Source organism: Tsuneonella flava (genome assembly GCF_002870965.1).
Taxonomy (GTDB): Bacteria; Pseudomonadota; Alphaproteobacteria; order Sphingomonadales; family Sphingomonadaceae; genus Tsuneonella; species Tsuneonella flava.
The window spans coordinates 50,889-73,727 of record NZ_PHSO01000003.1; the positions used below are offsets into that span (position 1 = coordinate 50,889).

Genomic DNA, 22,839 nt, shown 5'->3' on the forward strand with positions numbered 1-22,839 from the left:
GAACCCCGCAAAACCATGCCAAATCAGTCAGTTTCAATGCCCCTTTCGTCTGCCCATTGCTGTAAAGCGGCACGCATATCCGGCGGCGGCGAATGCAGCCACCCCGTCATCGCCGCGCCGATTTCTGACAATTCCACCTTACGAACCAGTTCCTTGATCGGGCCGATAGCGGCAGGTGTGATCGACAGCTTGCGGAAACCCAGCCCGAGCAGAGCCAGTGCCTCCAGAGGCCGCCCCCCCATCTCGCCACATACACGCAAATCCACCCCGCTGCCTTCCACCGCCAGCACGACACGGCGCAGGAACCGCAGAATAGCGGGACTGACCCAGTCATATCGCTCCGCCAGTTTAGGATTGGCGCGGTCCGCGGCGAACAGGAACTGTGTCAGATCGTTGGTTCCGATCGAGAGAAACGAAATCCGGGGCAACAATGCATCCAGCACTTCGGCCAGAGCGGGCACTTCCAGCATGGCCCCGTAATGGATCGCTTCGGGCAGGACTTTCTTCCGTTTTTTCAGGAAGGCAAGCTGGCCATCGAACACCGCCTTCGCAGCGTCGAATTCCCACGGTTCGGATACCATCGGGAACATGACGTAAAGCGTCCGCCCACTGGCCGCTTCGAGCAAAGCGCGGGCCTGCGCCTTGAGCAGCCCCTCACGCTCCAACGCGAGCCGCAGTGCCCGCCAGCCCATCGCCGGATTCTCTTCGTTTTCCGCCTCTTCCGAATGGATATACGAAACCGCTTTGTCGCCGCCGATATCGACCGTGCGGAAGACCACCGGTTTATCACCCGCTGCTTCCAACACGTCGCGATAGAGCCGCGTCTGGCGTTCGCGTTGCGGCATCGTGGCGGAGACAAGGAACTGAAATTCGGTGCGAAACAGCCCGACCCCGTCCGCCCCGACCAGCGGCAGCGATGCAATATCGTCGCGCAGACCGGCATTCATCATCACCTGTATCCGCGTGCCGTCGCGGGTGAAGGGTTCGACATCACGCAATTCGGCATAGGCCGCCTGCCGTTCGCGGGTGCGTGCGAAACGATCGACAAACAGATCGAGTGTTTGCTGCGCCGGACGGACATGGACAATCGACTTGTCGGCGTCGAGCAGCACTTCATCGCCATCGCGCACAATCCCGCGAATGCCGCGCGCGCGCCCCAGCACCGGAATACCCATTGCCCGCGCCACGATCACGACGTGCGCGGTCAGCGAACCTTCTTCCAGAATAACGCCCTTGAGACGCCGCCGATCATATTCGAGCAATTCCGCCGGGCCAAGGTTGCGAGCGATCAGGATCGTATCGCGCCGCAGCCCTTGCGTCGCAGCAGTGCCGAGCTGGCCCGAAACGATCCGCAACAGGCGGTTCGACAGATCTTCCAGATCGTGCATCCGATCGGCCAGCAACGGATCGTCGATTTCGCGCATCCGCATCCGGGTGCGTTGCTGCACCCGCTCGATAGCCGCCTCTGCCGTCAGCCCGGAATCGATCGCTTCGTTGATCCGGCGGCTCCACCCTTCATCGTAAGCGAACATCTTGTAAGTCTGGAGGACTTCGTCATGTTCGCCGCCGGTTCCGAACTCGGCCTGACTGGCCATCGCTTCGATCTGATCACGCATCTTGTCGAACGCGAGATAGACCCGCTGTCGCTCGACCTCGATATCGTCGGCCACGACCTGATCGATCTGGATACGCGGCTGATGGAAGACCGCAACGCCCGACGCGATGCCTTTCACCAGACTGAGGCCAGTGACCATCTGCGGCCCGGAAAGCAGCTCTCCCAGCGCACCGGTTTCTTCGTCCACCAGTCCATTGTGCGCGATCAGTTCACTCAGCACCATCGCCACGGTCTGCAGCGCTTCGATCTCGACATCTTCGTAGCGGCGGGGGTCGGAATGCTGGACGCACAACGTACCGACTGCCCGTTCGCGATAGACGATCGGCACCCCGGCAAACGAATGGAACCGTTCTTCGCCCGTTTCCGGGCGATAGGCGAAGTCGGGATGCGCCGCCGCTTCCGCGAGGTTGAGCGTTTCGATCCGGTCGGCAATCACCCCGTTCAGGCCTTCGCCCACTGCCAGCCGGGTCACGTGGACCGCGCTCTGTTCCAGACCGCGGGTTGCGAACAGTTCGAGCATCCCTTCGCGCAGAAGGTAGATCGAGCAGACTTCGCTGTGCAGATTTTCGCCGATGATTTCGACCACACGATCCAGCTTGCCCTGCGGATGCAGGCGCGAAGCCATGACTTCGTGCAACTGGGTAAGTATCGAGCGGGCGGCGGCGGCGGCGGACATCGGCTGCCATGTCTAACCGATTGTGCCCGCGTTGGGAAACGCCCATTCGCAGCTGTTGCGGATTATCATGAGAAATGGCGCGTGCAGCAGGCCATCCGGCCTCTGCGACGCGCCATCCTCCCGCCGGTCAAGCGGTGATCGTGCCTGCCGAAAGGGGTTGGCAGGCGCGCAAAACCCTCATGCGGTACTAAATCTGGTTCAGCTCTTCTTTGATGCGGAGCTTTTGTACCTTGATGCGCTTGATCGCCTCCACATTGGGTGCCGGTCGATTCATCTCCTCGCGCAAGCGGGCTTCGAGACCAGCATGTTTGGAGTGGAGGGCATCGGCGTGGGACGATGAAAGCATATCGTTCTCCTAAACGAAGGGGCCCCTTCTCGCGGGGGACACCCGGTGAAGCGACTCGCACCTTCGCGGAACGAGCCGCGTCTCATTATTGAAACATAACATTGATGACTTGCGAAGCCCCCACGAATCCCTAATCGACGGACCGCACGCGAATCTGCGACGAGGCGTTCGCACCTGAGCGCGAGCATAGGGAGTAGAGCGGGGATGACGGAAGAAGAGCTTCGCAAGCGCCTCGCGATGCTGCGAACCGAGCACCGCGATCTGGATGCGGCAATCGATGCCCTGACAGCCGCCGGATCGACCGATCAGTTGCAGATTGCCCGGCTCAAGAAGCGCAAATTGCGTCTGAAAGACCAGATCTCGATGGTCGAAGACGAATTGTTGCCCGACATCATCGCCTGACCGCCGCTCGCTGTCCCGCTGCGGGACAGCGAACAAAGTGATGCGGGAAAACTCAGTTACCAAGCTGGAATCGACGATTCGCGCGATCTAGGCCGTTGACATGGGGAAACCACGCAGCATCAGCCAGCCGATTATCGAAGCGCTTTATTGCGAAGCGCTGATCCTTGCCGACGAAGTGAGGTCAGCGTTCGATCTGGCGCCCTCCGCCAACGAAAGCAATGATCTGGGCCGGATCGCATTATCTGCGGAAGGGCTGCGAACGACCACCCGCATGATGCACCTGCTGGCGTGGTTGCTGAACCAGCGCGCCTATCATGCCGGTGAACTCAGCGAATTCCAGTTGCGCCGTAACGGTTACCTGCCACCCGACCGCCCATCGGACCCTGCCAATCTTGCCTATCTGGATTCGGAAACGTGCTCGCTGATCCGGGAAACCGAAGCGATGCATTTGCGCGTTTCGCGGCTCGACAACGCATGGCGCGACCGGTTCGCTATGCGCGATTCCACAGTCCGCGGATTTCACGAAAAACTGGGCCGGGAAATGGGCGCCTGATCGGGCTCTGCCTGAACAGGCAAGCAGAGGCCAACCCGGCTTAAACCGCCGCCAGCGCCTTTTCCCAACGCTGCAACCGCTCCACGCGCACCTGTTCCGACATATGCGGCTCGAACGTCCGCACTGTACCGCGCATGGCGTGGACTGCATCTTCCAGCGATCCGAACAAACCGCCCCCCACCGCTGCCAGAATCGCCGCGCCCAGCGCAGTTGTTTCGACCATGTCGGGTCGCTCGACGGGCATCTCCAGCATGTCGGCCAGATCCTGCGCCATCCAGTCGTTCGCGCTCATCCCGCCATCGATCCGCAAGCCGGTCCATCCGGCATTGTCAGCAGCGAATGCATCGGCCAGATCGTGTGTCTGATGCGCCATCGCCTCCAGCGCGGCACGGGCCATCTGTGCGCGCCCGCTGGCGAAGCTGAGTCCGGCGATCACCCCCCGCGCCTGCGCCAGCCAATGCGGCGCGCCCAGCCCGGAGAGAGCAGGCACGATCGTCACCCCGCCACTGTCGGCCACGGATCGGGCCAGAGCCTCTGTTTCGCTGGCGCTGGAGATAATACCCAGCGAATCGCGCAGCCACTGGATCAGGCTGCCAGCCACGAACACTGATCCCTCCAAAGCATATGTCCGTTCGCCGCCGCGCTGCATCAACACAGTGCCGAGCAGGCGATGATCCGAATGCGGCACTTCGCCGCCCTTGTTCGTCAGCACGAATGCGCCGGTGCCATATGTCGCCTTGGTTTCCCCGAAGGCGAAGCAGCCCTGCCCCACGGTGGCGGCCTGCTGATCGCCTGCCAGCCCGGCAATCGGCGTTGCGGTGCCAAGCAGCGTGGTTTCCGCCAGAGCACCATGCGTATCGATCACTTCGGGCAACGCACCTAGCGGCACCCCAAACAGATCGCATAGCCCGCTGTCGAAATGCGGTGCATCGAGCGGTAGCAACAGAGTACGACTGGCATTGCTGGCGTCGGTCATGTGCGCCCCGCCGGTTAGATGATAGAGCAGCCAGGACTCCACTGTTCCGAATGCCAGACGACCGGCCCGCGCCGCTGCCCGCACCTGCCCATCGTTATCGAGCAGCCAGCGCATCTTGGTGGCAGAGAAATACGGATCGAGCAGCAATCCCGTTGTCCGCTGCACCGCCGGTTCGTGCCCCGCTTCTTTTAAACCGGTGCAAAATTCGGCTGTGCGGCGATCCTGCCACACGATCGCGCGGGCCAGTGGTTCGCCGCTCTGGCGGTCCCACGCCACCACTGTCTCTCGCTGGTTGGTAATGCCGATTGCAGCAATATTGGCAGCGCCGACCTTTCGTGCGACTTCGTGCATGCAGGCCAGCGTCCGGTCGCGGATTTCGCTCGCATCGTGTTCGACCCAGCCCGGCCTTGGATAGTGCTGCGTCAGCGGTCGCTGCGCCACCGCGGCCACCGCGCCGCGCAAATCGAACGCGATCGCCCGGGTCGATGTCGTCCCCGAATCGAGCACCAGAACATAGTCGGTCATAAGCGGCATCTCTCCTCGGCCTTGCAAAAAGGCTCGGGGTGACATGGCGCAGGCTTGCCCCCATATGCAAGCGATGGCTGGACCTCCTCCCAAACCGTGGCCCACCGGGCTGGTCGAACATCCCGAATCGCTAGTGCGGCGCGTACTCGCACCCAATCCGTCTCCTTATACCTACACCGGAACGCAGACGTATCTGGTGGGCGACGACAGCCGGATCGCGGTGATCGACCCCGGCCCGGACGAGCCGGACCATATCGCCGCCTTGCTTTCCGCGATTGGCGATGCCGAAGTCGCCGCGATCATGTGCACCCATACCCACCGCGACCATTCGCCCGCTGCCCGCCCTTTGGCAGAGCGGACCGGCGCACCGATTGTCGGCTGTGCGCCGCTGGTACTCGACGACAGCGGACCGCGGGCCGACGCATCGTTCGACAAGCTGTACGAACCCGATCGCGTGCTGGCCGATGGCGAGGCGATGACCGGCCCCGGCTGGACACTTACCGCCGTTGCGACGCCGGGGCACACATCGAACCACCTTTGCTTTGCGCTCGAACAATCGGGCGCGCTGTTCACCGGGGATCACGTCATGGCCTGGTCCACCAGCGTGGTCGTGCCGCCCGATGGCGACATGTCGGCCTATATGGCCAGCCTCGAAAAACTCTATGCCCGAGAAGATCGCGTCTATTACCCGGCGCACGGTCCCGCAGTGGAGCGGCCACGGCAACTGGTGCGCGGGATGATCGGGCATCGCCGCCAGCGCGAAAACCAGATCGTGCGCCTGCTGAGCGAAAACGCGCAAAGTCCGCATGAACTGGTGGCGGCGATGTACAAGGGGCTTGATCCCAAACTGAATGGCGCAGCGCGAATGAGCGTAACCGCTCACCTGATCGATCTGGAACAGCGAGGCGTAGTTAGCCGTTCGGAGGATATATGGCAGACGAACTAACCCGCGAAGAGACCCGCCCTGACACCCCCGTACAGCGCCAGCAATCGCTGGCCCGAGTGCAGGCTATGCCCTGGCTGATCGTCATCGTGTTGCTGGCTGCGGTCGCATTCCTCACCTGGCGGGCCTATTTCTACAGCGAAGAAGGCGACCCCGTCGGCAGCGCGATGCTCGCCTTCGAAAAGCAGAATTCGCTCAATGTCTTCTCCAGCCGTTTCGAAGTGGTCGCGGAAAGCGAAGATGCGCGCGGCGTGCTGGGGATCGACCTGCTGAAAAGCAGGCAAGCGACTATCCTGCCTGCCACCGTCACCTACACGCTCGACCTGTCGCACGTGGGGCGCGACAGCTTTGCATGGGATGCATCGAACGAAACGCTCGACGTCGTATTGCCCGCGCTGAAGATTTCGCGACCCAATCTGGACGAAGCAGCAGCGCGGGAGTTCACCGACGGCAACTGGGTCACCGCCGGGGCACAGCGCGCACTGTCGAAAAACAATTCGTTGCAAGCCGAACGCAAGGCCGCTGCATTTGCCAAGAACCCGCAGGTTCTGGCTCTCGCCCGGCAAGCAGCGAAGGAAGCCGTGCGGCAGAATCTGGCCATCCCGATGCAGGTTGCCGGATATGGCGATGTGAAGGTGAAGGTCCGCTTCGAAGGCGAGAAACAATCCTGAAGCTATAAGACACAGAGAACGCCCGCGCGGAAGCCCCCTCGCCTCTGCGCCCATTCGAGCTATAAGCGCCGCAAACGCATCGCAACGGGACACGATATGACTGCCGAAACCAAGCTGCCCACGGGCGAAGATCTGCTCGCTGAAATCGATCGTCTGCGTAAAGAGCGCAACGCGGTGATCCTCGCCCACTATTATCAGTCGCCGCAGATCCAGGATCTGGCCGATTTCGTCGGCGACAGTCTGGAACTGAGCAAGAAGGCGGCGGAAACCGATGCCGATGTGATCGCGTTCTGCGGGGTCAAGTTCATGGCCGATACCGCCAAGATCCTCAGCCCGGAAAAGATCGTGGTCCTGCCCGATATGGACGCAGGCTGTTCGCTGGAAGACAGTTGCCCGCCGGAAAAGTTCAAGGCTTTCCGCGAAGCGCACCCCGATCACATCGCGCTGACTTACATCAACTGTTCGACCGAAGTGAAAGCGCTGAGCGATGTGATCGTCACCAGTTCCAGCGCAGAAACGATCATCAGCCAGATTCCTGAAGATCAGAAGATTATCTTCGGCCCGGATCGCCATCTGGGCGGATACATGAGCCGCAAGTTCAACCGCGAAATGCTGCTGTGGCCGGGCGTATGCATCGTCCACGAGGCATTCAGCGAAACCGAACTGCTCAAGCTGAAGGCGCAGCATCCCGGTGCACCGGTTGCTGCACACCCCGAATGCCCGCCAACCATCGTCGATCATGCCGACTATGTCGGATCGACCAGCGGAATCCTGCAATTCGCTCAGACCTTCGAAGGCGACACGCTGATCGTGGCGACCGAACCGCATATCATTCACCAGATGGAAAAAGCGCTGCCGGAAAAGACATTCATCGGTGCGCCAGGTGCGGACGGCAACTGCAGCTGCAATATCTGCCCCTACATGGCGCTGAATACGCTGGAGAAGCTCTATACCGCGCTGCGCGATCTCGAACCCCGGATCGAAATCGAGGAAGGGCTGCGCCTGGCGGCCAAGCGTAGCCTCGACCGGATGCTGGAAATGGCCAGCGGCACCATTGGCAAGGGCGACCTCGGCAAAGTGTAAGCGGCGGATGGGCTGCGGGGGCTGGCCAATGCCGCCCCCACGCCTTAGGAAGTTTCGCCTGATACCAATGCATTGACGAAGGGCCGCATTTATGAAGCCGACTTCCCGCCGTATCCTTGCCCTTGCCGGAGTGGCCGCCGTCGCTCCCCTGCTGATCGCCGCCACTGCCCAGAGCGGCGATCCTTACGTCTGGCTGGAGGATATTCACGGCGAGAAGGCACTGGCCGCAGTCGATAAATGGAACGCGGAAACGATGGCCGCGCTCACCGCCGCGCCGACTTATGAAAAGGACCGCGTCGAAGCTAAGGCGATCATGGACGACGATGCCCAGATCGCTGAACCGGGTCAGGTGATGGGGGATGTCGTCACTAACCTGTGGCAGGATGCCCGGCATACCCACGGCCTGTGGCGCGAAGCCAGTCTGGCGTCGTTCAAGGCAGGCAAGCCCGAATGGAAAACCCTGATCGATCTCGACGCGCTGTCGAAAGCGGAAAACCAGAAATGGGTGTGGCACGGGGCCGATTGCCTTGCGCCGGAATACAAACGCTGCCTGATCTCGCTCAGCCCCGGCGGATCGGATGCCGATGTCGTGCGCGAATGGGATCGCACCACCGGCAAGTTCGTCGACGGCGGGTTCGAATTGCCGCAAGCCAAGAGCGGCGTGACCTGGCAGGATAGCGATACCCTGCTGGTCGGCACCGACTGGGGCGCGGGATCGATGACCGATTCGGGCTATCCCCGTGTGCTCAAGCGGTGGAAACGCGGCACTCCGCTGTCCAGCGCCACCACGGTGATGGAAGGCGCGCCGTCGGATATCTCGGTCGGCAGCTTTGCGATCATGGATGGCGATAAACGCTATGTCTTCGTCACCCGCGCGACCAGCTTTTACACAGGTCGTGCATGGGTGGAAGGTGCTGGCGGCGCGCTGATGCCCGTACCAATGCCCGACACTGCCGATCTGCACGGCATCATCGGCGGAAAGCTGCTGGCATATCTCAACAAACCGATGGGCGAGTTCAAGGCTGGATCGGTCATTTCATGGCCCATCGCCCCGATTGCGGAAGGTAAGGCCCCGGCTCCTTCGCTGGTATTTGCGCCGACCGACAAGCAAGCGGTGCAGTCGGTTTCAACCACCGATCACGCGGTATGGATCAACCTGCTCGACAATGTTTCTGGCAAGTTGCTGGCGCTCAAACCCGATAGCGATGGCGGGTGGACGCAGACCGTTGCCAGCCTGCCGGACAAAGCGACGATCGCGCTGGATGCAGGTGACGACAAGAGCGACACAGTGTTCGCTACAGTGCAAAGCTTCACTGTGCCGCCGACGCTTTATGCCGTTGGCGCCGATGGCAAAGCCAATGCAGTGCAGTCGCTGCCGGCCAAGTTCGATGCCAGCAAGATCGATGTCGAACAGTATTTCGCGACTTCGAAAGACGGCACGAAAGTCCCTTACTTCCTCGCTCGCAAGAAAGGCGCGACAAAGCCTGCGGCAGCGTTCATCCATGCCTATGGCGGTTTCCGCGCGGCACAGTTGCCGACATACCTGACCACGCAACCCTATCGCGCCGGGCCGGTGGCGATGTGGTGGGTGGACGAAGGGCAGGTCTATGTCCTCGCTAACATCCGTGGTGGCGGCGAATATGGTCCTGGCTGGCACGACTCAGCGCTGCGTCAGAACCGGCAGCGCGCATATGACGATCTCTATGCCGTGGCAGAGGATCTCGTCGCGCGCGGGCTGACGACAAAAGGCAAGATCGCGGTGTCGGGCCGGTCCAACGGCGGGCTGATGGCGGGCGTCGCCGTGACGCAGCGGCCCGATCTGTTCGGCGCAGCGATCATCGGTTCGCCGCTGCTCGACATGAAGCGGTATTCGCACTTGCTCGCAGGAGCATCGTGGATGGCGGAATACGGCAACCCCGATGTGCCGGGCGACTGGGCCTTTATCCGCAAATATTCGCCGTATCAGGCCGTGAAGAAAGGCACCAAATATCCGCCGGTGTTCTTCTATTCCTCCACCGAAGATGACCGGGTCCATCCCGGCCATGCGCGCAAGATGGCGGCTAAGCTGATCGATTACGGCAATCCGGTCTATTTCCACGAATATCGCCTGGGCGGGCATTCGGTGGGCGGCGATCACGGGGAAGACGCGGTGCGCGCCGCACTGATCCACGCTTATCTCGACCGGGTATTGATAAAGGGCGACAAGTCGGCACCGTAAGGCGTCCGATGCGTTGAACGGGGGATGACAGCACAAATCCGCTGGCTCTGGAGTCGGCTCAACGCGAACTACTGGTTTTACCCGGCACTGTTTTCGGTGTTTTCCGCGGTGCTGGCGTTCACGCTGATCTGGCTGGATCGGAACGGTTTCGCGGATTGGCTCAATACCATGTCGATCATTGTCCCGGCGCGGCCCGACGGGGCGACCAATATGCTCAGCGTCATCGCCGGATCGATGATCGGCACGGCCGCGACGGTATTTTCGATCACAATCGCCGCGGTTGCTTACGCCAGCGGCAACTATGGTCCGCGCCTGCTGACCAATTTCATGGAAGACAAGGGCAATCAGCTTTCGCTGGCGACCTTTATTGCCACCTTCGTCTATTCGATCATCGTTCTGCGTTCGGTCCGGGCGGAAGACGAAGTTGCAGCGAACGCGGCCGATGCGGCATCGACCGCTCTGCCGGGATTCGTCCCGCAGCTATCGCTTCTGGTCGCATTTGCGCTGATGGCGATTTCGGTCGCAGTGCTGGTATTCTTCCTCAACCACATTCCCAGCTCGATCCGCATCAATACCGTGCTCGAAGGGATCGGCGAACGTCTGCTCAAGCAGGTGCGCGCCGAATTCCCCCAGCGAAGCTGCGAGGCGGAGCCGGATGAGCAGCCCGGTGGTCAACCGCTGCGAGCCGAAGGCACCGGCTATGTCCAGATGATCGATTTCGATGAACTGGGCGAAATCGCGGAGGAATACGGATGCGCGATCTCTCTCAAAGTGCGGACGGGGGATTTCGTGCATCCCGGTGTCACGCTGGCGGAGCTCGATGGCGGTGAACCCGATGAGGATCTGACCGATAAATTGCACTCCGCACTGATTCTGGGTGCGACCCGCACGCCCAAGCAAGACCCCGACTTCCTGATCGACGAACTGGTCGAAATCGCCCTGCGCGCGCTCAGCCCCGGTATCAACGATCCCTTCACTGCGATCACGGCTCTGCACTGGCTGGGCGCCGCCACCGCTGAGCTGGGGAATCGCGATTTGCGTAAGAACGCGCGGCAGGAAGCGAACGAAAAGTGGGTCTATCCCCTGCCCGATGGCTTCGCCCATTTCGTGCGGCGCGGGTTCGGCGCGGTTCGCAGCGCGGTTGCCACCAGCCCGCGTGCATCGCTGGTGATGTTCGACGTGCTGGCCAACGCAGCCAGCACGATCGACGAAACCAAACGCATCGATCTGTTACGCGGGGAAGCGGCCTTGCTGCTGGAACAGGCCCGCACCGCCTTGCAAGGGCCCGATTTGCAGGACGTGGAAGATCACCACAAGGCGTTCCGGGCGCGGTTCGGCTAGACGGTCTTACACCCGCACACGCGGCGCAGCCGGGGCCTGTGTGCGGGCCAGCACCAGCGCGGCAGCCACCAGCACCATCCCGGCGATATCGGGCGCGCCCAGCGTTTCGCCAAATGCAAGCCAGCCTACTGCCGCAGCAATCGCGGGCTGCGTCAGCAGAGCCATCCCGATAATCAGCGGCGAAAAATTCCTGAGCGAATAGACCAGCAGCCCCTGCCCCACGATCTGGCTGGATATGGCCAGCGTCACCACCGGGGTCCACCCTGCGGGGCCGGGCAAGACCGGTTCGCCCAGCGCCAGCGCCACGATCAGCAACAGCGGCGTGGCGGCGAGGCTGACGAGCAGGAGCACACTCCACTGTCCCATTGTCGCCCGCGCGCGCTGCGCCGGGATCAGGTAGAAGGCATAGCACAGCCCCGCGAACAGACAGAACAGATCGCCCGTCAGCGTCTTGGCCGAAATTTCCAGACTGCGCCCCATCAGGATCGCAGCCCCGCCGATGGCCGCTGCCAGCGCCAGCCCTTCGCGGGTATTGGGCAGGCGGCGCAAGGCGACAATGCCCCACACCATCAGGATGATGCTGCCCGCGTTGCCGAACAGCGTGGCATTGCCCAGCCGGGTGCGTTCGATCCCGGTGTGCCAGCTCGCCAGATCGAGCGCGAAGAACGTGCCCGCAGCGAGGACGAGAGCCACCATCCGGCGGTTCACCTTCCCTGGCAGGCGTGTGCGCCAGGCCAGCACAGCGAGCACCGGCAAAGGCAGCAGCATACGCCAGAACCCGGCGGCAACCGGGCCGGTATCGCTCAGCCGCACCAGCCAGGGGCCGAGCGCCAGCACGATATTGCCAGCGATCAACGCAACGAAGTGTCGCACGTCGGGCTGAAAGGCATTCTTGTCTGTCGTGCTGCTTGTCGAGTTCATGAGTCGCCCCTAGCTCCGTTGCAGAACGAAACCAGCAAAAAGGATGGCCATCGATGCACGATGCCCTGTTTACGCCGATCAAGGTAGGCGCAATCGAAGCGAAGAACCGCATTTTCATGGCCCCGCTTACCCGCGGGCGGGCCACTGTTCCCGGCTTTATGCCGAATGCGATGATGGTCGATTATTACCGGCAGCGCGCCGGTGCCGGGCTGATTATCAGCGAAGCCACCGGCATCAGTCGCGAAGGTCTGGGCTGGCCTTCCGCCCCCGGTATCTGGAATGCGGAACAGGTCGAAGGGTGGAAACCGGTGACTCAGGCGGTGCACGATGCAGGCGGCAAGATCATTCTGCAGATGTGGCACATGGGGCGTCTGGTCCACCCCGATTTCCTCGATGGCAATCCGCCGGTCAGCGCCAGCGCGACCACCGCGCCCGATCATGCCCACACCCCCACCGGCCGCAAACCATACGAACAGGCCCGCGAAATGAGCGTGGCCGACATTACCCGTGTGGTCGACGATTACCGCAAGGCCGCTGCCAATGCGAAAGAAGCCGGATTCGATGGTGTCCAGTTGCACGGCGCAAATGGCTATCTGATCGACCAGTTCCTGCGCGATTCATCCAATTTGCGGACCGATGAATATGGTGGCCCGGCAGAAAACCGTGTGCGGTTCCTGCGTGAAGTGCTCGAAGCACTGATCGGCGTGTGGGGCGCGGATCGGGTCAGTGTGCGGCTGTCGCCCAACGGCGATTCGCAAGGGGTAGACGATAGCGATCCTGCGACCACTTTCGCCGCTGCCGCACAAGTGTGCCAGGATCTGGACCTGTCGTTCGTCGAACTGCGCCAGCCAGGGCCGGATGGCACATTCGGCCGGACCGACGTGCCGAAACAGGATGGCGTGATCCGCCAGATCTACACCGGCCCGCTGGTGCTCAACAGCGACTATACCGCCGAAGAGGCAGAAGCAGACGTAACGAGCGGCCGCTGCGAAGCGATCAGCTTTGGCCGCCCTTATATCTCCAACCCCGATCTCGCCGCGCGGATCGCTGCCGGGGCAGAATGGGCGCCGAACAAGGGGGCACCGCAAACCTGGTATTTGCCCGGTGCGGAAGGCTACATCGATTATCCGACGATGGAAGAAGCTGCCGCTGCAGCATCCTGACAAGCGATTGCTACGATCAGTCCTGCGTAGCGGCCGGATTGCCCAGCGATATGCTGGGCTCCGGAGCTGCAGAAGCGGACGGCTTTGCGGATGGCGTGGCAGATGGCGTGGGCGACGCGCCGCTGTCTGCCGCTGCACCGGAGGCGGTGTCGCTGCCGGCTCTGGCGCTGCCTTTATCCGACGGACTCTCCTTCAACGGAGGCGACTGCGATTTCACTTCGTCGAGTGGCAACATTTCGTCACTGATCGAACCGGGCAGGATCTCGCCCACCGCCGTCTGACGCTCTTCATTCGAAGCAGCGCTCTGTTTTTCGCCACAAGCGGCGAGCAGAGCGAGGAGTGGCAGAGCAAAAAGTGCGGGCTTGAGCGTCATCGTGTTTCCGTATCGCATGTGCCGAGCCTGGCAAGAAAGCCACCGGCTTCGGCCAGCAATGCCTCATCGAAGGCACCGGGCGCAAGCGCGATACCCAGTCGCTCCATACTGGTGACACCGAATTCGTCGATCCCACATGGCACGATCCCGGTGAAATGGGTGAGATCGGGCGCCAGATTGACCGAAAAACCATGCATTGTGACCCAGCGCCGCACCCGCACGCCGATCGCCCCGATCTTCGCTTCGCGCCCGTCGATATCGCGGGTCCAGATGCCCACCCGGCCATCGGCGGGCCAGGCTTCCACCCCCAGCCGGGCGAGAGCGGCAATCACCCATTGTTCCAGCCCGTGCACGAAACAGCGCACGTCTTTCCCGCGCCGATTGAGATCGAGCAGGATATAACCAATCCGCTGGCCCGGCCCGTGATAGGTGTAGCGTCCGCCCCGCCCGGCTTCGACGACATCGAATCGCGGATCGAGCAATTCGTCTTTCGCGGCGCTGGTTCCAGCAGTGTAAACAGGGGGATGTTCCAGCAGCCAGATCAGTTCGCGCGCCTGCCCGGCGGCAATCGCACGGTTGCGCGTTTCCATCTCCTCCAGCGAATCGCGATAGGGGATCGGAGCGTCTGACACGCGCAACTCGATCTCGGGCGGAAGATAATTCATCATCAGAGATTGCGTGGCGATGCCCGCAGCGGTTATCAAGGGGCAAGACGCGAAACAGGGAAGACCACGAATGAAATTCGACATGAGCAAAGCATGGGAAGACGCGACCCGGCTGATTTCGGCCAATCGCGATGTCATGCTGGTGGTCGCGGGTGTGTTTTTCTTCCTGCCATATTTCGCATTTGCCCTCCTGATGGGCAATCGCATGACCGAGGTGGAAGCGAGCATGGCCAGTAATGGCGATCCGGAGGCAGCGATGCAGGCGATGACTGCGCTGTACGGTTCGATCTGGTGGGTGATAATTCTGGTCACTATCGTACAGGGGATCGGCATGCTGGGCCTGCTGGCTCTGCTGACCGACCGCCGCCGCCCCACTGTGGGCGAAGCGCTGGCCATCGGGGCGAAGCTGTTCGTGCCCTATCTTGTCGCTCAACTGCTGGTCGGGTTCGCGATGGGTCTGCTGATGATCGTGCCGATTGCCATCGGGGCCGCCGGTTCGGTCGCCGCCGCTGTCATTGTCGGGCTCGCGCTGGTGGTGCTGGCGATTTATGTATTCGTGAAGTTCGTGATGGTCGCCCCGGTGATCGCAATCGAACGGGTATCCAACCCGATTGCCGCGCTGCGCCGCTCGTGGCGCCTGACCAAAGGCAACAGCCTGCGGATTTTTCTGTTCCTGATGCTGCTGATGCTGGCCATCGCAGTGGTCGGTTCGGTGATCGGACTGATCGTGGGCCTGATCCTCGCGATTGGCGGCCCCGAAGTCGCGACCATCGGGCAGGCGATCATTTCCGGCCTGATGAACAGCGTGTGGATCACTCTGCTGCTGGCCGTGCTGGCCGCGATCCATCACCAGCTGACCGGTGGGTCGCCCGAAGCGGTCAGCGAAACTTTCGACTGATCGGCAACCGCCCATACCTTGCGCCCGGCGGAGATGTCCAAAGGGCGCAGAGTTTACCTACCGACCGATAGCCGGATCGGCAGAGCGCACCACGCGCACTTCAGACGATAGCGCCAGATTACCAGACACGCACTGGCGCGACGGTCAGACCAGGCGGCGCGGGCCAATTCCACTGTGAATGACCGGCAGCTATAGGGCGTAACCTCGTATGCTTGCTATGACGGTAATGGGGTGGGAAGCGGACATTGCCGAGCTGCCATTTTCCAGGCATTATCTGCCAATGACGCTCTATCGGAAAGGACAGCTTTTTTTGGGCTGGGTCCTCTGTGTCATGTTCACATTTCCGATTTGGATGTCACTACTGCAACGCGCGTTCGGCAACGCTGGAATGATAGCAGGGATGGCCTTCTGGCTTGGTCACGGTATTATCATGATGGTTGCCTTCCGGTGCCCCAATTGCGGACTATCACCGTTTCTGAGCAACAAGGGTTTCATCGCGATTTCGACACCTTGGCCAAGAAAGATTTGTGGGCATTGCGGTCGGGATCATCAGGAGAACGATGTCTGCTAAGGAGTCGATTCCCGACAGGCCGCTTTCCGGGCCAGAATGCCGGTGAGCAGACATTGACCGAACCCGGCGAATTGTCTCCCCGCAACTTAGTCTTTCCAGCCCCAGAACAACTGGCACGGCAGTACGTTGAGCGGTTCGAACCCACTGTCGATGTGCTTGAAATGCTTCGCCATGAAATCGCGCGCCGCCGCGGAAAACTGATAGACCAGGAACGCGCCGCCGGGGCGGATCACGCGATAGGTGGCGGCGGCAATCGCCGGGCCAACGCCATCGGGCAGGGTCGAGAACGGCAGGCCCGACAGGACATAATCCGCCTGATCGAACCCGTGCGCCTTCACGATATCTTCGACATCTTCGGCTGAGCCGAGCACTGCACGGAACCGGCTGTCGGAAATCGTGCGGTTGAGATAATCGATGTATAGCGGGTTGGTATCGATCACGATCAGCGTGCCATCGCGTCGCAGACGTTCCAGCACCGGCAGGCAGAACGTACCCACACCCGGCCCATATTCGACGAACAGCTTGCATTCGTCCCATTTCACCGGGGCCAGCATCTTGGCGATGGTAAAGCGCGACGACGGGATAATCGAACCGACCATGCGCGGGTGTTCGATAAAGCCGCGAAAGAATACTCCCCACTGGCCAAGATAGCGACTCAGCTTGCGGCCGAGGCCTTCTTCACGGCGCAGCGCCAACTCGTTCACTTCGTTCAAGGTTTATTGTGTCCCGTATCTGCGACCCTGCAAACGACGGGCCGATCGGATAGGTTCGCACTTGCAAATTCGCGCGCGCATTGCAAGCGCTGCCAACCACGGGTAGCCCAGCGATATGCGCGAAGACGCCCCACAGCCACCGCCTCCACCCGTCCCGATGGCCCGGCATATTCCGCCTGCGCGGATGGCATTGCTGTTCATGGTGATGCTGGTGACGGCAGCGGGCAACACCGCGATGCAATCGGTGATGCCATCGATCGGCACCGAACTGGGCGTTGCCGATGTGTGGATCAGTCTTGCTTATACCTGGTCGGCATTGCTGTGGGTGATCTGTGCGCCGATGTGGGCCCGCCGGTCGGACCATCGCGGGCGCAAGGCGATGATGGCCATTGGCCTGATCGGCTTTATCGCCAGCTTCGCCCTGTGCGGCATGGTTTTGTGGTTCGGGCTGGCAGGCGCTTTGCCGGCATTGTGGACTTTGCTGCTGTTTGCTGCGGCGCGCAGCCTCTATGGCGGGTTCGGCTCTGCCGCGCCGCCTGCGGTGCAGGCCTATGTCGCCAGCCGCACACCGCGCGCGGAACGGACACAGGCAATGGCGGTGATCGCTTCCAGCTTCGGGCTGGGCACAGTGATCGGGCCTGCACTGGCACCGTTGCTGGTGTTCCCGACGACCGGGCTGGTCGGCCCGTTTCTGGTATTCGCCATCATAGGCATCGTCGTGCTGATCGCCTTGCGCCTGCGCCTGCCCGACGACGCGCCGAGTTATGCCGCGCGCGGATCGGTCACCGCCGCGCCGTTCAGCGCCAGCGCCAATCCCGGCATGGGCAAAGACACGTCGGACGACGAAGACAGCAACGATACCACCCCGATCCCGCATCTGCGGTGGGGCGATGTGCGCCTGCGCCCATGGATGGTGTCGGGACTGCTGGGCGGCCACGCACAGGCGATGACGTTGGGGATCATCGGGTTTTTCATTCTCGACCGGCTGCATCTGCGGGCCGATCCCGGTGCCGGGGCCAGTTCGATCGGCATCGTGCTGATGTGCGGCGCCGGGGCAACTTTGCTGGCACAATGGGGGCTGATCCCGATGCTGCGGCTCGGCCCGCGCGCATCGACGATGTGGGGCATGGCACTGGCGACGGCGGGGGTAATCATCTTCGCCGCGGCGGACACTTTGCAGCCGATCACGCTGGGCTTCTCCATCGCCTCGCTCGGGTATGGGCTTTACCGGCCCGGTTTCACCGCCGGGGCATCGCTGGCGGTCACCCGGCGCGAACAGGGGCAGATTGGCGGCGTGGTCGCGTCAGTCAACGGCGCGGCCTATGTGATTGCCCCGGCCATCGGAGTGTGGCTGTACGGCCACCACCAATGGCTGGGCTTCACGACGATCTGCGCGCTGTGCCTCAGCGTGTTCGTAGTCGGTTGGCGCTGGCTGGAGCCGGACGCGATACTGGAGGCCCGCCACGAAGAGGCGGACTGACGCGCCCCTCGGCCTGCCCCCCACTGCTCTGCATCACGGCGACAGAGCGGGAGGCCGCCAGGGGCAGTTACAAAATCTCTTCGATTTTCTCCGGCGGCCGGCACAGGCGCACGCCCTTGCCCGTTTCCACCAGCGGGCGCTCGATCAGTCTGGGATCGGCCACCATCGCATCGAGCACGGTATCGTCATCCGCATCGGTCAGGCCACGCTCTTTCGCGTCGGTGCCGGTGGTCCGCAGGCCATCGCGCGCCGCCATCCCGGCATCGCGATAGAGCTGCGCCAGCTTTTCCCGCGTGGGCGGGTTTTTGAGGTACTGGATCACTTCCACCTCCACCCCATCGCGGGCTTGCAGGGTTTCCAGCGCGAGGCGCGATTTGCTGCAATTGGGATTGTGCCAGATGGTGGCTTTCATGCGCGGTTCTCCTTCTCCGCACGCCCTTAGCGAAGCGCCATTTTCACGCAAAGGCGATAATATCTATTGCTATTGCGATTTAATAGCAATAATAAGAACCGCACTACCTGCTTGCCTGCATTCGGGATGCGTGTGGAAATTTGACGCTACCACGCGATACTCCGTCCCGCAGGCAACCCGCGATGGTGCCGTTCCTAGTCCCGGTGCGGTATCATCGCGGGTATTGCCGCCACAACGCACAAAGGTGCCTGTCGGCACTCCGCGTAACGAAACAGGTGCGAAACGGGTGAGACTGTAAACGAATAATGGCGGGCACGGCATTCATGAAATGTCGCCTATCCCGCCAGGGCCGCTGTAGGAAAGCGTTCGTTTCGCGAAAGCTCTGCCCCAGCAGTCTGCAGCTCCCAGTTCGCCCCCGCTAGTCCGCAGCTGGCGATCCGGTCTGCCCGGCTCGGCGCTATGCGCCAGTCAGTCTTTCGGCGGAGCCATCGCGGGCACCGCCTTGCCCGCATCCTGTGTGCTGATGCCGGGTGCCGGGGCCGCGCTGATCGTTTCTTCGCGGCGGGCGACGCGCCCCGCCCGCTGGATCGCCCGCACCAGCCGGGGATAGACGCCGCAACGGCACAGGTTGGGCACCGCCGCGCGAATATCCTCTTCGGTCGGATTGGCGTTCGCCTTCAGCAGCGCCGCCGCCGCCATCACGATACCGGGGGTGCAGAATCCGCACTGGATCGCCTGTTCGGCCACCAGCGCCTGCTGCACCGGATGCGACCGATCGCGGGCCAGCCCCTCTATCGTAGTGATATAGCGACCTTCCGCCTCGGCAATGGTAATCAGGCAGCTACGCAGCGCCTCCCCATCGACGATCACTGTGCAGGCATGGCAATCGCCCACCCCGCACCCGTATTTGGTGCCAGTGAGGTTGGCCGCTTCGCGCAAGGCGTGAAGCAGCGGTGTCTTGGGATCGAGATCGAAGCGCACCGGGCGCCCGTTGACTGTCATGCCAGGCATGGCGCCATCTCTATCCGTTCAAGCCCCCGCGATACCAGCCCTATTCGCGCCAGCTTGGGTCGATCCGGTCGATCTTGCGTTTCCACGCGGCGAAATCGGCCGCGCCCGGCCCGCCGGGCAAGCTGACCTGTCCCAGATCGCGCTGATGCACATCGATCACATGCTGGGGCACATCGATCGGATCTCCCTGCGCCAGAGTCGCCACCTGAATTTCGCACGCCCGCTGCAGCGCCCATGCCTGCACGAACATTTCGGGCAATGTCCGCCCCAGCACCACCGGCCCATGATTACGCAGCATCAGCACGCGTTTCTGGCCAAGATTGGCGAGCAGGCGCTCGCCTTCCTCTGCCCGCACCGTCACCCCTTCGAAATCGTGGTAGCCGATCTGCCCCTGAAAATTGCAGGCATAGAAACTGATCGGCAGCAGACCGCCCTTATGGCTCGATACCGCCATCGCTTCGGTCGTGTGGGTGTGGCAGATCGCGTGCGCCCAATCGAGATGGCGATGGAAATAGGCGTGCTGCGTGAAGCCCGCCTTGTTGACCGGGTAATTGCCCGACAGCACGTTGCCGTCGATATCGATCTTCACCAGATTGCTGGCGGTTACTTCATCGTAAAGCAGCCCGAACGGGTTGATGAGGAAGGCGTTGTCTTCCCCCGGCACTTTCACGCTGATGTGATTGTAAATCGATTCCGACCAGCCGAGCAGATCGAAAATGCGATAGCACGCGGCCAGATCCTGCCGCGCTTCCCATTCAGCGTCGCTGCATTCCATGCGGGATTTCAACTGAGTGGCCACGGCGTCTCTCTCCTTGTGCGCTTATTCGGTTTTCGCTCGATACTTATCCTACCACGGGTGACAGACACAAGCGGCTTGGCCCGGCGGCGGCCACACGCTATCGCGCCTGACAATGAGCAAGGCGGCCAGACTGACACGGGGAAGCATTCGGGGCCACCTGGTAACGCAGACCGTACCGATGATTATCGGATCGGCGGCGATGATGTCGGTCGGACTGGTCGATGCCTATTTTATCGGCCACCTCGGCAGCGCCGAACTGGCGGCGGTATCGTTTATCTTCCCGATCACGATTGCGCTCGCCAGCTTGGGCGTCGGGGTGATGGTGGGGATCAATTCGGTCGTCTCGCGCGCCATTGGCGGGGGTTACATGACCCTTGCCGCCGAACGTGCCCATGCCGGGGCCGCCTTCGCACTGGTGCTGGGCGCGGCGATGGGGCTGGCGCTCTATTTCCTGCTCGATCCGCTGTTCTCTCTGATGCAGGCATCCGATGCGCTGATGCCGCTGATCCGCCAGTACATGGTGCCCTATTCGATCGGGGTGCCGCTTCTGCTGTTCCAGATGGGGCTCAACGGCGTGTTGCGGGCACAGGGGGAAGCGAACCGGGCATCGATTATCGCCATCGGTTATTCGGTGGCCAACTGGGCGCTCGATCCGCTGCTGATCAATGGCGGGTTCGGCATCCCTGCGATGGGGGTGGCCGGGGCGGCGTGGGCCACTGTGCTGGGCTGGGTGATCGGCATCGTGCTGGCGCTGTGGCTGATCCGCAGCACGGCATTGCCCATCGGGTTCAAACTATTGCGCGATGCCCCGCTGGGCGCGTCGATCCGCGAAATTATGAAGGTCGCCGCGCCTGCTTCGTTTTCGAATGCGATCAACCCGATTGGCCTGTCCGTCCTGACCGCGCTGCTCGCGACGCAGGGCGATGCCGCTGTCGCCGGGTATGGCGCGGCAGGCCGGTTGCAAAGCTTCGCTACGGTGCCGTTGCTGGCCCTGTCCGCCTCCATCGGCGCTATCGTCGGGCAGAACTGGGGCGCCAACCAGCCTGAACGGGCGCGGCTGGCGATGCTGGAAGCGGGTGTGTTCTGCGTCGGATATGGCCTGTTGCTCGCGGTGGTATTGTTCGCGGCGGGCCAGTGGTTCGCGCAGATTTTCACCAGCGATCCGGCGGTGATCCACGAATTCGACAGCTATCTGCGGATCGCCGCATGGGGCTATGCCGGGTTCGGATTGCTGATCGTGGCCAATGGCGCGCTCAACGCCGTGGGCAAGGCGACCTATTCGCTGGTGCAAAGCGCGGCGCGGGTGTTCTTTGTCATGCTGCCGGTGGCATGGGTCTTGCGGCCGACGTGGGGGCCGGCTGCGATCTACACCGCCGAACTGGCGGCCAACATATTGGGCGGGGCGCTGGCGGCGGTGGTCGTGTGGCGCATGTTGCGCCAGCGGGGATAGCTGTACTGCGCTGCGCTTCGCCGCAGTCAGCTTTCCAGCGCCAGCAGCGCGAAACTGGCCAGCCAGTGGCTGCCCATATAATCTTCCCCGATATGCGGCAGGCTGGCGGCGATATGCGCCTGCGCCACCGGCTCGAACCGATCAGGCTCTCCCAATGCCAGCCCGATCTGTCGCCAGCACCATGCCCGGCTCAGGTTCAGCCCATCGAGATGCGCGATCTTGCCATCGGTCCGGTCCGACACATGCACCGGTTCGAACAGCATCGCCGGTTCGCCGCGCTGGGCATCGGGCAGAAACGCCGCGAACCATTGCGCGAACGCGTCCCCCTCCATCACCCGGCTCATCAGCAGCGCCGCAGTTAGCGCCGGCGACAGGAATTCGTCGCCGCCAGGTTCCCAACCGCGATAATCGCGCCGGTCGGCAAACCAGTCCATTGCCCGCTGCCGGATCAGTGCCGCCAGATCGGAATCGCGGGTCTCTGCCCATTCCAATGCCAGCACCAGAGCGAAGGCGGTGTTGAAATGTGTGCCGACAGTGATCGTATATGTTAGTTTGGGCAGGTAATCAGTGAAATTGGCGGCAAATCGACGTGCAAGCGGTGAAAGCGCATCGCCCCACCCCGCCGAATGGCGGTCCGCTTCGGCCTGAAGCGCCAGCATCCAGCCCCAGCCATAGGGGCGTTCGAACCCGCTGGCGTAAGGCCGGTCGAGCCGGGCAATCTCACCTGCCACTTTGTCGGGCACGAACATCGCATCGGCCAGCACACGGATATCGGTCGCCTCCGGGATATCGGGATAAAGGCGCGCAATCTTAAGCACTTGCCAATATCCGTGGACGCAGGAATGCCAATCGAAACTGCCGTGAAAGATCGGATGAATCTCCGCCGGTGGCAGGACATCTTCCGGCCCGGACATCACCAGATCGAGCTTGTACGGCCACCGCCGCGTGAGGTGGCTCAGCGTCATCCGGGCGAACTCGCGCGCTTGCGATCGACCGATTTTCATTTGCATTTTAGGAGGTGAAGAAGGTGGTGA

General features: G+C 62.2%; 23 protein-coding genes. 12 read left to right on the forward strand and 11 right to left on the reverse strand.

Annotated features, from left to right (window positions below):
- Positions 1-23: 23 nt before the first annotated feature.
- Both ptsP and CV013_RS02885 read right to left on the reverse strand, forming a co-directional pair.
- On the reverse strand, positions 24-2,291 hold the full coding sequence (ptsP, locus tag CV013_RS02880; RefSeq protein WP_102153772.1) for a phosphoenolpyruvate--protein phosphotransferase: 2,268 nt from the start codon (positions 2,289-2,291) through the stop codon (positions 24-26).
- Between the two features lie 187 nt (positions 2,292-2,478).
- A complete protein-coding gene (locus CV013_RS02885; RefSeq protein WP_102153773.1) occupies positions 2,479-2,637 on the reverse strand; it encodes a YdcH family protein in 159 nt (52 codons plus the stop codon).
- A gap of 204 nt (positions 2,638-2,841) precedes the next feature.
- Between CV013_RS02885 and CV013_RS02890 the strand changes: the two genes are divergently transcribed.
- Together CV013_RS02890 and CV013_RS02895 are read left to right on the forward strand one after the other, a co-directional pair.
- A complete protein-coding gene (locus tag CV013_RS02890; protein ID WP_102153774.1) occupies positions 2,842-3,039 on the forward strand; it encodes a YdcH family protein in 198 nt (65 codons plus the stop codon).
- 100 nt (positions 3,040-3,139) lie between these two features.
- Positions 3,140-3,592 (forward strand): DUF1465 family protein, encoded by a 453-nt coding sequence (locus CV013_RS02895; RefSeq protein WP_102153775.1) that lies wholly within the window; start codon positions 3,140-3,142, stop codon positions 3,590-3,592.
- Between the two features lie 40 nt (positions 3,593-3,632).
- Here the strand turns inward: CV013_RS02895 and CV013_RS02900 are convergent, their stop codons facing one another.
- Positions 3,633-5,093: a glycerol kinase gene (locus tag CV013_RS02900; RefSeq protein ID WP_102153897.1), complete on the reverse strand. Its 1,461-nt coding sequence runs from the start codon at positions 5,091-5,093 to the stop codon at positions 3,633-3,635.
- A 73-nt stretch (positions 5,094-5,166) separates the two neighbouring features.
- Between CV013_RS02900 and CV013_RS02905 the strand changes: the two genes are divergently transcribed.
- The 5 genes from CV013_RS02905 to CV013_RS02925 all read left to right on the forward strand — a co-directional run bounded on the left by CV013_RS02905 (position 5,167) and on the right by CV013_RS02925 (position 11,349).
- Positions 5,167-6,039 (forward strand): MBL fold metallo-hydrolase, encoded by an 873-nt coding sequence (locus CV013_RS02905; RefSeq protein ID WP_102153898.1) that lies wholly within the window; start codon positions 5,167-5,169, stop codon positions 6,037-6,039.
- Entirely contained in the window at positions 6,024-6,707 is a 684-nt protein-coding gene (locus tag CV013_RS02910; protein ID WP_102153776.1) for a DUF4230 domain-containing protein, read from the forward strand. Before CV013_RS02905 ends, CV013_RS02910 begins: the two co-directional genes overlap by 16 nt.
- Before the next feature lie 96 nt (positions 6,708-6,803).
- The gene (nadA, locus tag CV013_RS02915) at positions 6,804-7,790 is read left to right on the forward strand and encodes a quinolinate synthase NadA (protein WP_102153777.1); all 987 of its coding nucleotides are present in this window, start codon (positions 6,804-6,806) and stop codon (positions 7,788-7,790) included.
- A gap of 91 nt (positions 7,791-7,881) precedes the next feature.
- Complete coding sequence (locus tag CV013_RS02920) at positions 7,882-10,008, forward strand: prolyl oligopeptidase family serine peptidase (RefSeq protein ID WP_102153778.1); 2,127 nt, start codon at positions 7,882-7,884, stop codon at positions 10,006-10,008.
- A gap of 24 nt (positions 10,009-10,032) precedes the next feature.
- Positions 10,033-11,349: a DUF2254 domain-containing protein gene (locus CV013_RS02925; RefSeq protein WP_102153779.1), complete on the forward strand. Its 1,317-nt coding sequence runs from the start codon at positions 10,033-10,035 to the stop codon at positions 11,347-11,349.
- A 6-nt stretch (positions 11,350-11,355) separates the two neighbouring features.
- On the opposite strand, the gene CV013_RS02930 is transcribed toward CV013_RS02925, so the two are convergent.
- On the reverse strand, positions 11,356-12,270 hold the full coding sequence (locus CV013_RS02930) for a DMT family transporter (protein ID WP_102153780.1): 915 nt from the start codon (positions 12,268-12,270) through the stop codon (positions 11,356-11,358).
- A gap of 53 nt (positions 12,271-12,323) precedes the next feature.
- Here CV013_RS02930 and CV013_RS02935 point away from each other — a divergent pair, with 53 nt between their 5' ends.
- A complete protein-coding gene (locus tag CV013_RS02935; protein WP_102153781.1) occupies positions 12,324-13,433 on the forward strand; it encodes an alkene reductase in 1,110 nt (369 codons plus the stop codon).
- Between the two features lie 16 nt (positions 13,434-13,449).
- Here CV013_RS02935 and CV013_RS02940 read toward each other — a convergent pair whose 3' ends face one another.
- Both CV013_RS02940 and lipB read right to left on the reverse strand, forming a co-directional pair.
- Positions 13,450-13,806, reverse strand: a complete 357-nt coding sequence (locus CV013_RS02940; protein WP_102153782.1) for a hypothetical protein — start codon at positions 13,804-13,806, stop codon at positions 13,450-13,452.
- The gene (gene lipB / locus CV013_RS02945) at positions 13,803-14,474 is read right to left on the reverse strand and encodes a lipoyl(octanoyl) transferase LipB (RefSeq protein WP_408057000.1); all 672 of its coding nucleotides are present in this window, start codon (positions 14,472-14,474) and stop codon (positions 13,803-13,805) included. The genes CV013_RS02940 and lipB overlap by 4 nt, the downstream gene beginning before the upstream one ends.
- A 67-nt stretch (positions 14,475-14,541) precedes the next feature.
- Here lipB and CV013_RS02950 point away from each other — a divergent pair, with 67 nt between their 5' ends.
- Positions 14,542-15,369, forward strand: a complete 828-nt coding sequence (locus CV013_RS02950) for a glycerophosphoryl diester phosphodiesterase membrane domain-containing protein (RefSeq protein ID WP_102153783.1) — start codon at positions 14,542-14,544, stop codon at positions 15,367-15,369.
- 208 nt (positions 15,370-15,577) lie between these two features.
- Complete coding sequence (locus tag CV013_RS02955; protein ID WP_102153784.1) at positions 15,578-15,940, forward strand: hypothetical protein; 363 nt, start codon at positions 15,578-15,580, stop codon at positions 15,938-15,940.
- Positions 15,941-16,026: 86 nt separating this feature from the next.
- On the opposite strand, the gene CV013_RS02960 is transcribed toward CV013_RS02955, so the two are convergent.
- A complete protein-coding gene (locus CV013_RS02960) occupies positions 16,027-16,644 on the reverse strand; it encodes a class I SAM-dependent methyltransferase (RefSeq protein ID WP_408057006.1) in 618 nt (205 codons plus the stop codon).
- Positions 16,645-16,768: 124 nt separating this feature from the next.
- On the opposite strand from CV013_RS02960, the gene CV013_RS02965 reads away from it, so the two are divergent.
- On the forward strand, positions 16,769-18,133 hold the full coding sequence (locus CV013_RS02965) for an MFS transporter (RefSeq protein WP_408057001.1): 1,365 nt from the start codon (positions 16,769-16,771) through the stop codon (positions 18,131-18,133).
- Between the two features lie 67 nt (positions 18,134-18,200).
- Here the strand turns inward: CV013_RS02965 and arsC are convergent, their stop codons facing one another.
- The 3 genes from arsC to CV013_RS02980 all read right to left on the reverse strand — a co-directional run bounded on the left by arsC (position 18,201) and on the right by CV013_RS02980 (position 20,355).
- Entirely contained in the window at positions 18,201-18,545 is a 345-nt protein-coding gene (gene arsC / locus CV013_RS02970) for an arsenate reductase (glutaredoxin) (protein ID WP_102153786.1), read from the reverse strand.
- A 468-nt stretch (positions 18,546-19,013) separates the two neighbouring features.
- Complete coding sequence (locus CV013_RS02975; RefSeq protein WP_102153787.1) at positions 19,014-19,556, reverse strand: (2Fe-2S)-binding protein; 543 nt, start codon at positions 19,554-19,556, stop codon at positions 19,014-19,016.
- Positions 19,557-19,596: 40 nt separating this feature from the next.
- Positions 19,597-20,355: a class II aldolase/adducin family protein gene (locus CV013_RS02980; protein ID WP_102153788.1), complete on the reverse strand. Its 759-nt coding sequence runs from the start codon at positions 20,353-20,355 to the stop codon at positions 19,597-19,599.
- 112 nt (positions 20,356-20,467) lie between these two features.
- Between CV013_RS02980 and CV013_RS02985 the strand changes: the two genes are divergently transcribed.
- The gene (locus CV013_RS02985) at positions 20,468-21,805 is read left to right on the forward strand and encodes an MATE family efflux transporter (RefSeq protein ID WP_102153789.1); all 1,338 of its coding nucleotides are present in this window, start codon (positions 20,468-20,470) and stop codon (positions 21,803-21,805) included.
- A 26-nt stretch (positions 21,806-21,831) separates the two neighbouring features.
- On the opposite strand, the gene CV013_RS02990 is transcribed toward CV013_RS02985, so the two are convergent.
- Positions 21,832-22,809: a DUF2891 domain-containing protein gene (locus CV013_RS02990; RefSeq protein WP_102153790.1), complete on the reverse strand. Its 978-nt coding sequence runs from the start codon at positions 22,807-22,809 to the stop codon at positions 21,832-21,834.
- Between the last annotated feature and the right edge of the window lie 30 nt (positions 22,810-22,839).

Bases quoted from the DNA above. Each gene is read 5' to 3' on its own strand.
- CV013_RS02895 (WP_102153775.1), top strand. From the start codon at position 3,140: ATGGGGAAACCACGCAGCATCAGCCAGCCGATTATCGAAGCGCTTTAT.
- CV013_RS02950 (WP_102153783.1), top strand. From the start codon at position 14,542: ATGAAATTCGACATGAGCAAAGCATGGGAAGACGCGACCCGGCTGATT.
- CV013_RS02925 (WP_102153779.1), top strand. From the start codon at position 10,033: ATGACAGCACAAATCCGCTGGCTCTGGAGTCGGCTCAACGCGAACTAC.
- arsC (WP_102153786.1), bottom strand. From the start codon at position 18,545: ATGAAAGCCACCATCTGGCACAATCCCAATTGCAGCAAATCGCGCCTC.
- CV013_RS02930 (WP_102153780.1), bottom strand. From the start codon at position 12,270: ATGAACTCGACAAGCAGCACGACAGACAAGAATGCCTTTCAGCCCGAC.
- CV013_RS02965 (WP_408057001.1), top strand. From the start codon at position 16,769: ATGCGCGAAGACGCCCCACAGCCACCGCCTCCACCCGTCCCGATGGCC.
- CV013_RS02990 (WP_102153790.1), bottom strand. From the start codon at position 22,809: ATGAAAATCGGTCGATCGCAAGCGCGCGAGTTCGCCCGGATGACGCTG.
- CV013_RS02900 (WP_102153897.1), bottom strand. From the start codon at position 5,093: ATGACCGACTATGTTCTGGTGCTCGATTCGGGGACGACATCGACCCGG.
- lipB (WP_408057000.1), bottom strand. From the start codon at position 14,474: ATGATGAATTATCTTCCGCCCGAGATCGAGTTGCGCGTGTCAGACGCT.
- CV013_RS02940 (WP_102153782.1), bottom strand. From the start codon at position 13,806: ATGACGCTCAAGCCCGCACTTTTTGCTCTGCCACTCCTCGCTCTGCTC.
- ptsP (WP_102153772.1), bottom strand. From the start codon at position 2,291: ATGTCCGCCGCCGCCGCCGCCCGCTCGATACTTACCCAGTTGCACGAA.
- CV013_RS02890 (WP_102153774.1), top strand. From the start codon at position 2,842: ATGACGGAAGAAGAGCTTCGCAAGCGCCTCGCGATGCTGCGAACCGAG.
- CV013_RS02985 (WP_102153789.1), top strand. From the start codon at position 20,468: ATGAGCAAGGCGGCCAGACTGACACGGGGAAGCATTCGGGGCCACCTG.
- CV013_RS02935 (WP_102153781.1), top strand. From the start codon at position 12,324: ATGCACGATGCCCTGTTTACGCCGATCAAGGTAGGCGCAATCGAAGCG.
- CV013_RS02955 (WP_102153784.1), top strand. From the start codon at position 15,578: ATGCTTGCTATGACGGTAATGGGGTGGGAAGCGGACATTGCCGAGCTG.
- CV013_RS02885 (WP_102153773.1), bottom strand. From the start codon at position 2,637: ATGCTTTCATCGTCCCACGCCGATGCCCTCCACTCCAAACATGCTGGT.
- CV013_RS02920 (WP_102153778.1), top strand. From the start codon at position 7,882: ATGAAGCCGACTTCCCGCCGTATCCTTGCCCTTGCCGGAGTGGCCGCC.
- CV013_RS02905 (WP_102153898.1), top strand. From the start codon at position 5,167: ATGGCTGGACCTCCTCCCAAACCGTGGCCCACCGGGCTGGTCGAACAT.
- CV013_RS02975 (WP_102153787.1), bottom strand. From the start codon at position 19,556: ATGCCTGGCATGACAGTCAACGGGCGCCCGGTGCGCTTCGATCTCGAT.
- nadA (WP_102153777.1), top strand. From the start codon at position 6,804: ATGACTGCCGAAACCAAGCTGCCCACGGGCGAAGATCTGCTCGCTGAA.
- CV013_RS02910 (WP_102153776.1), top strand. From the start codon at position 6,024: ATGGCAGACGAACTAACCCGCGAAGAGACCCGCCCTGACACCCCCGTA.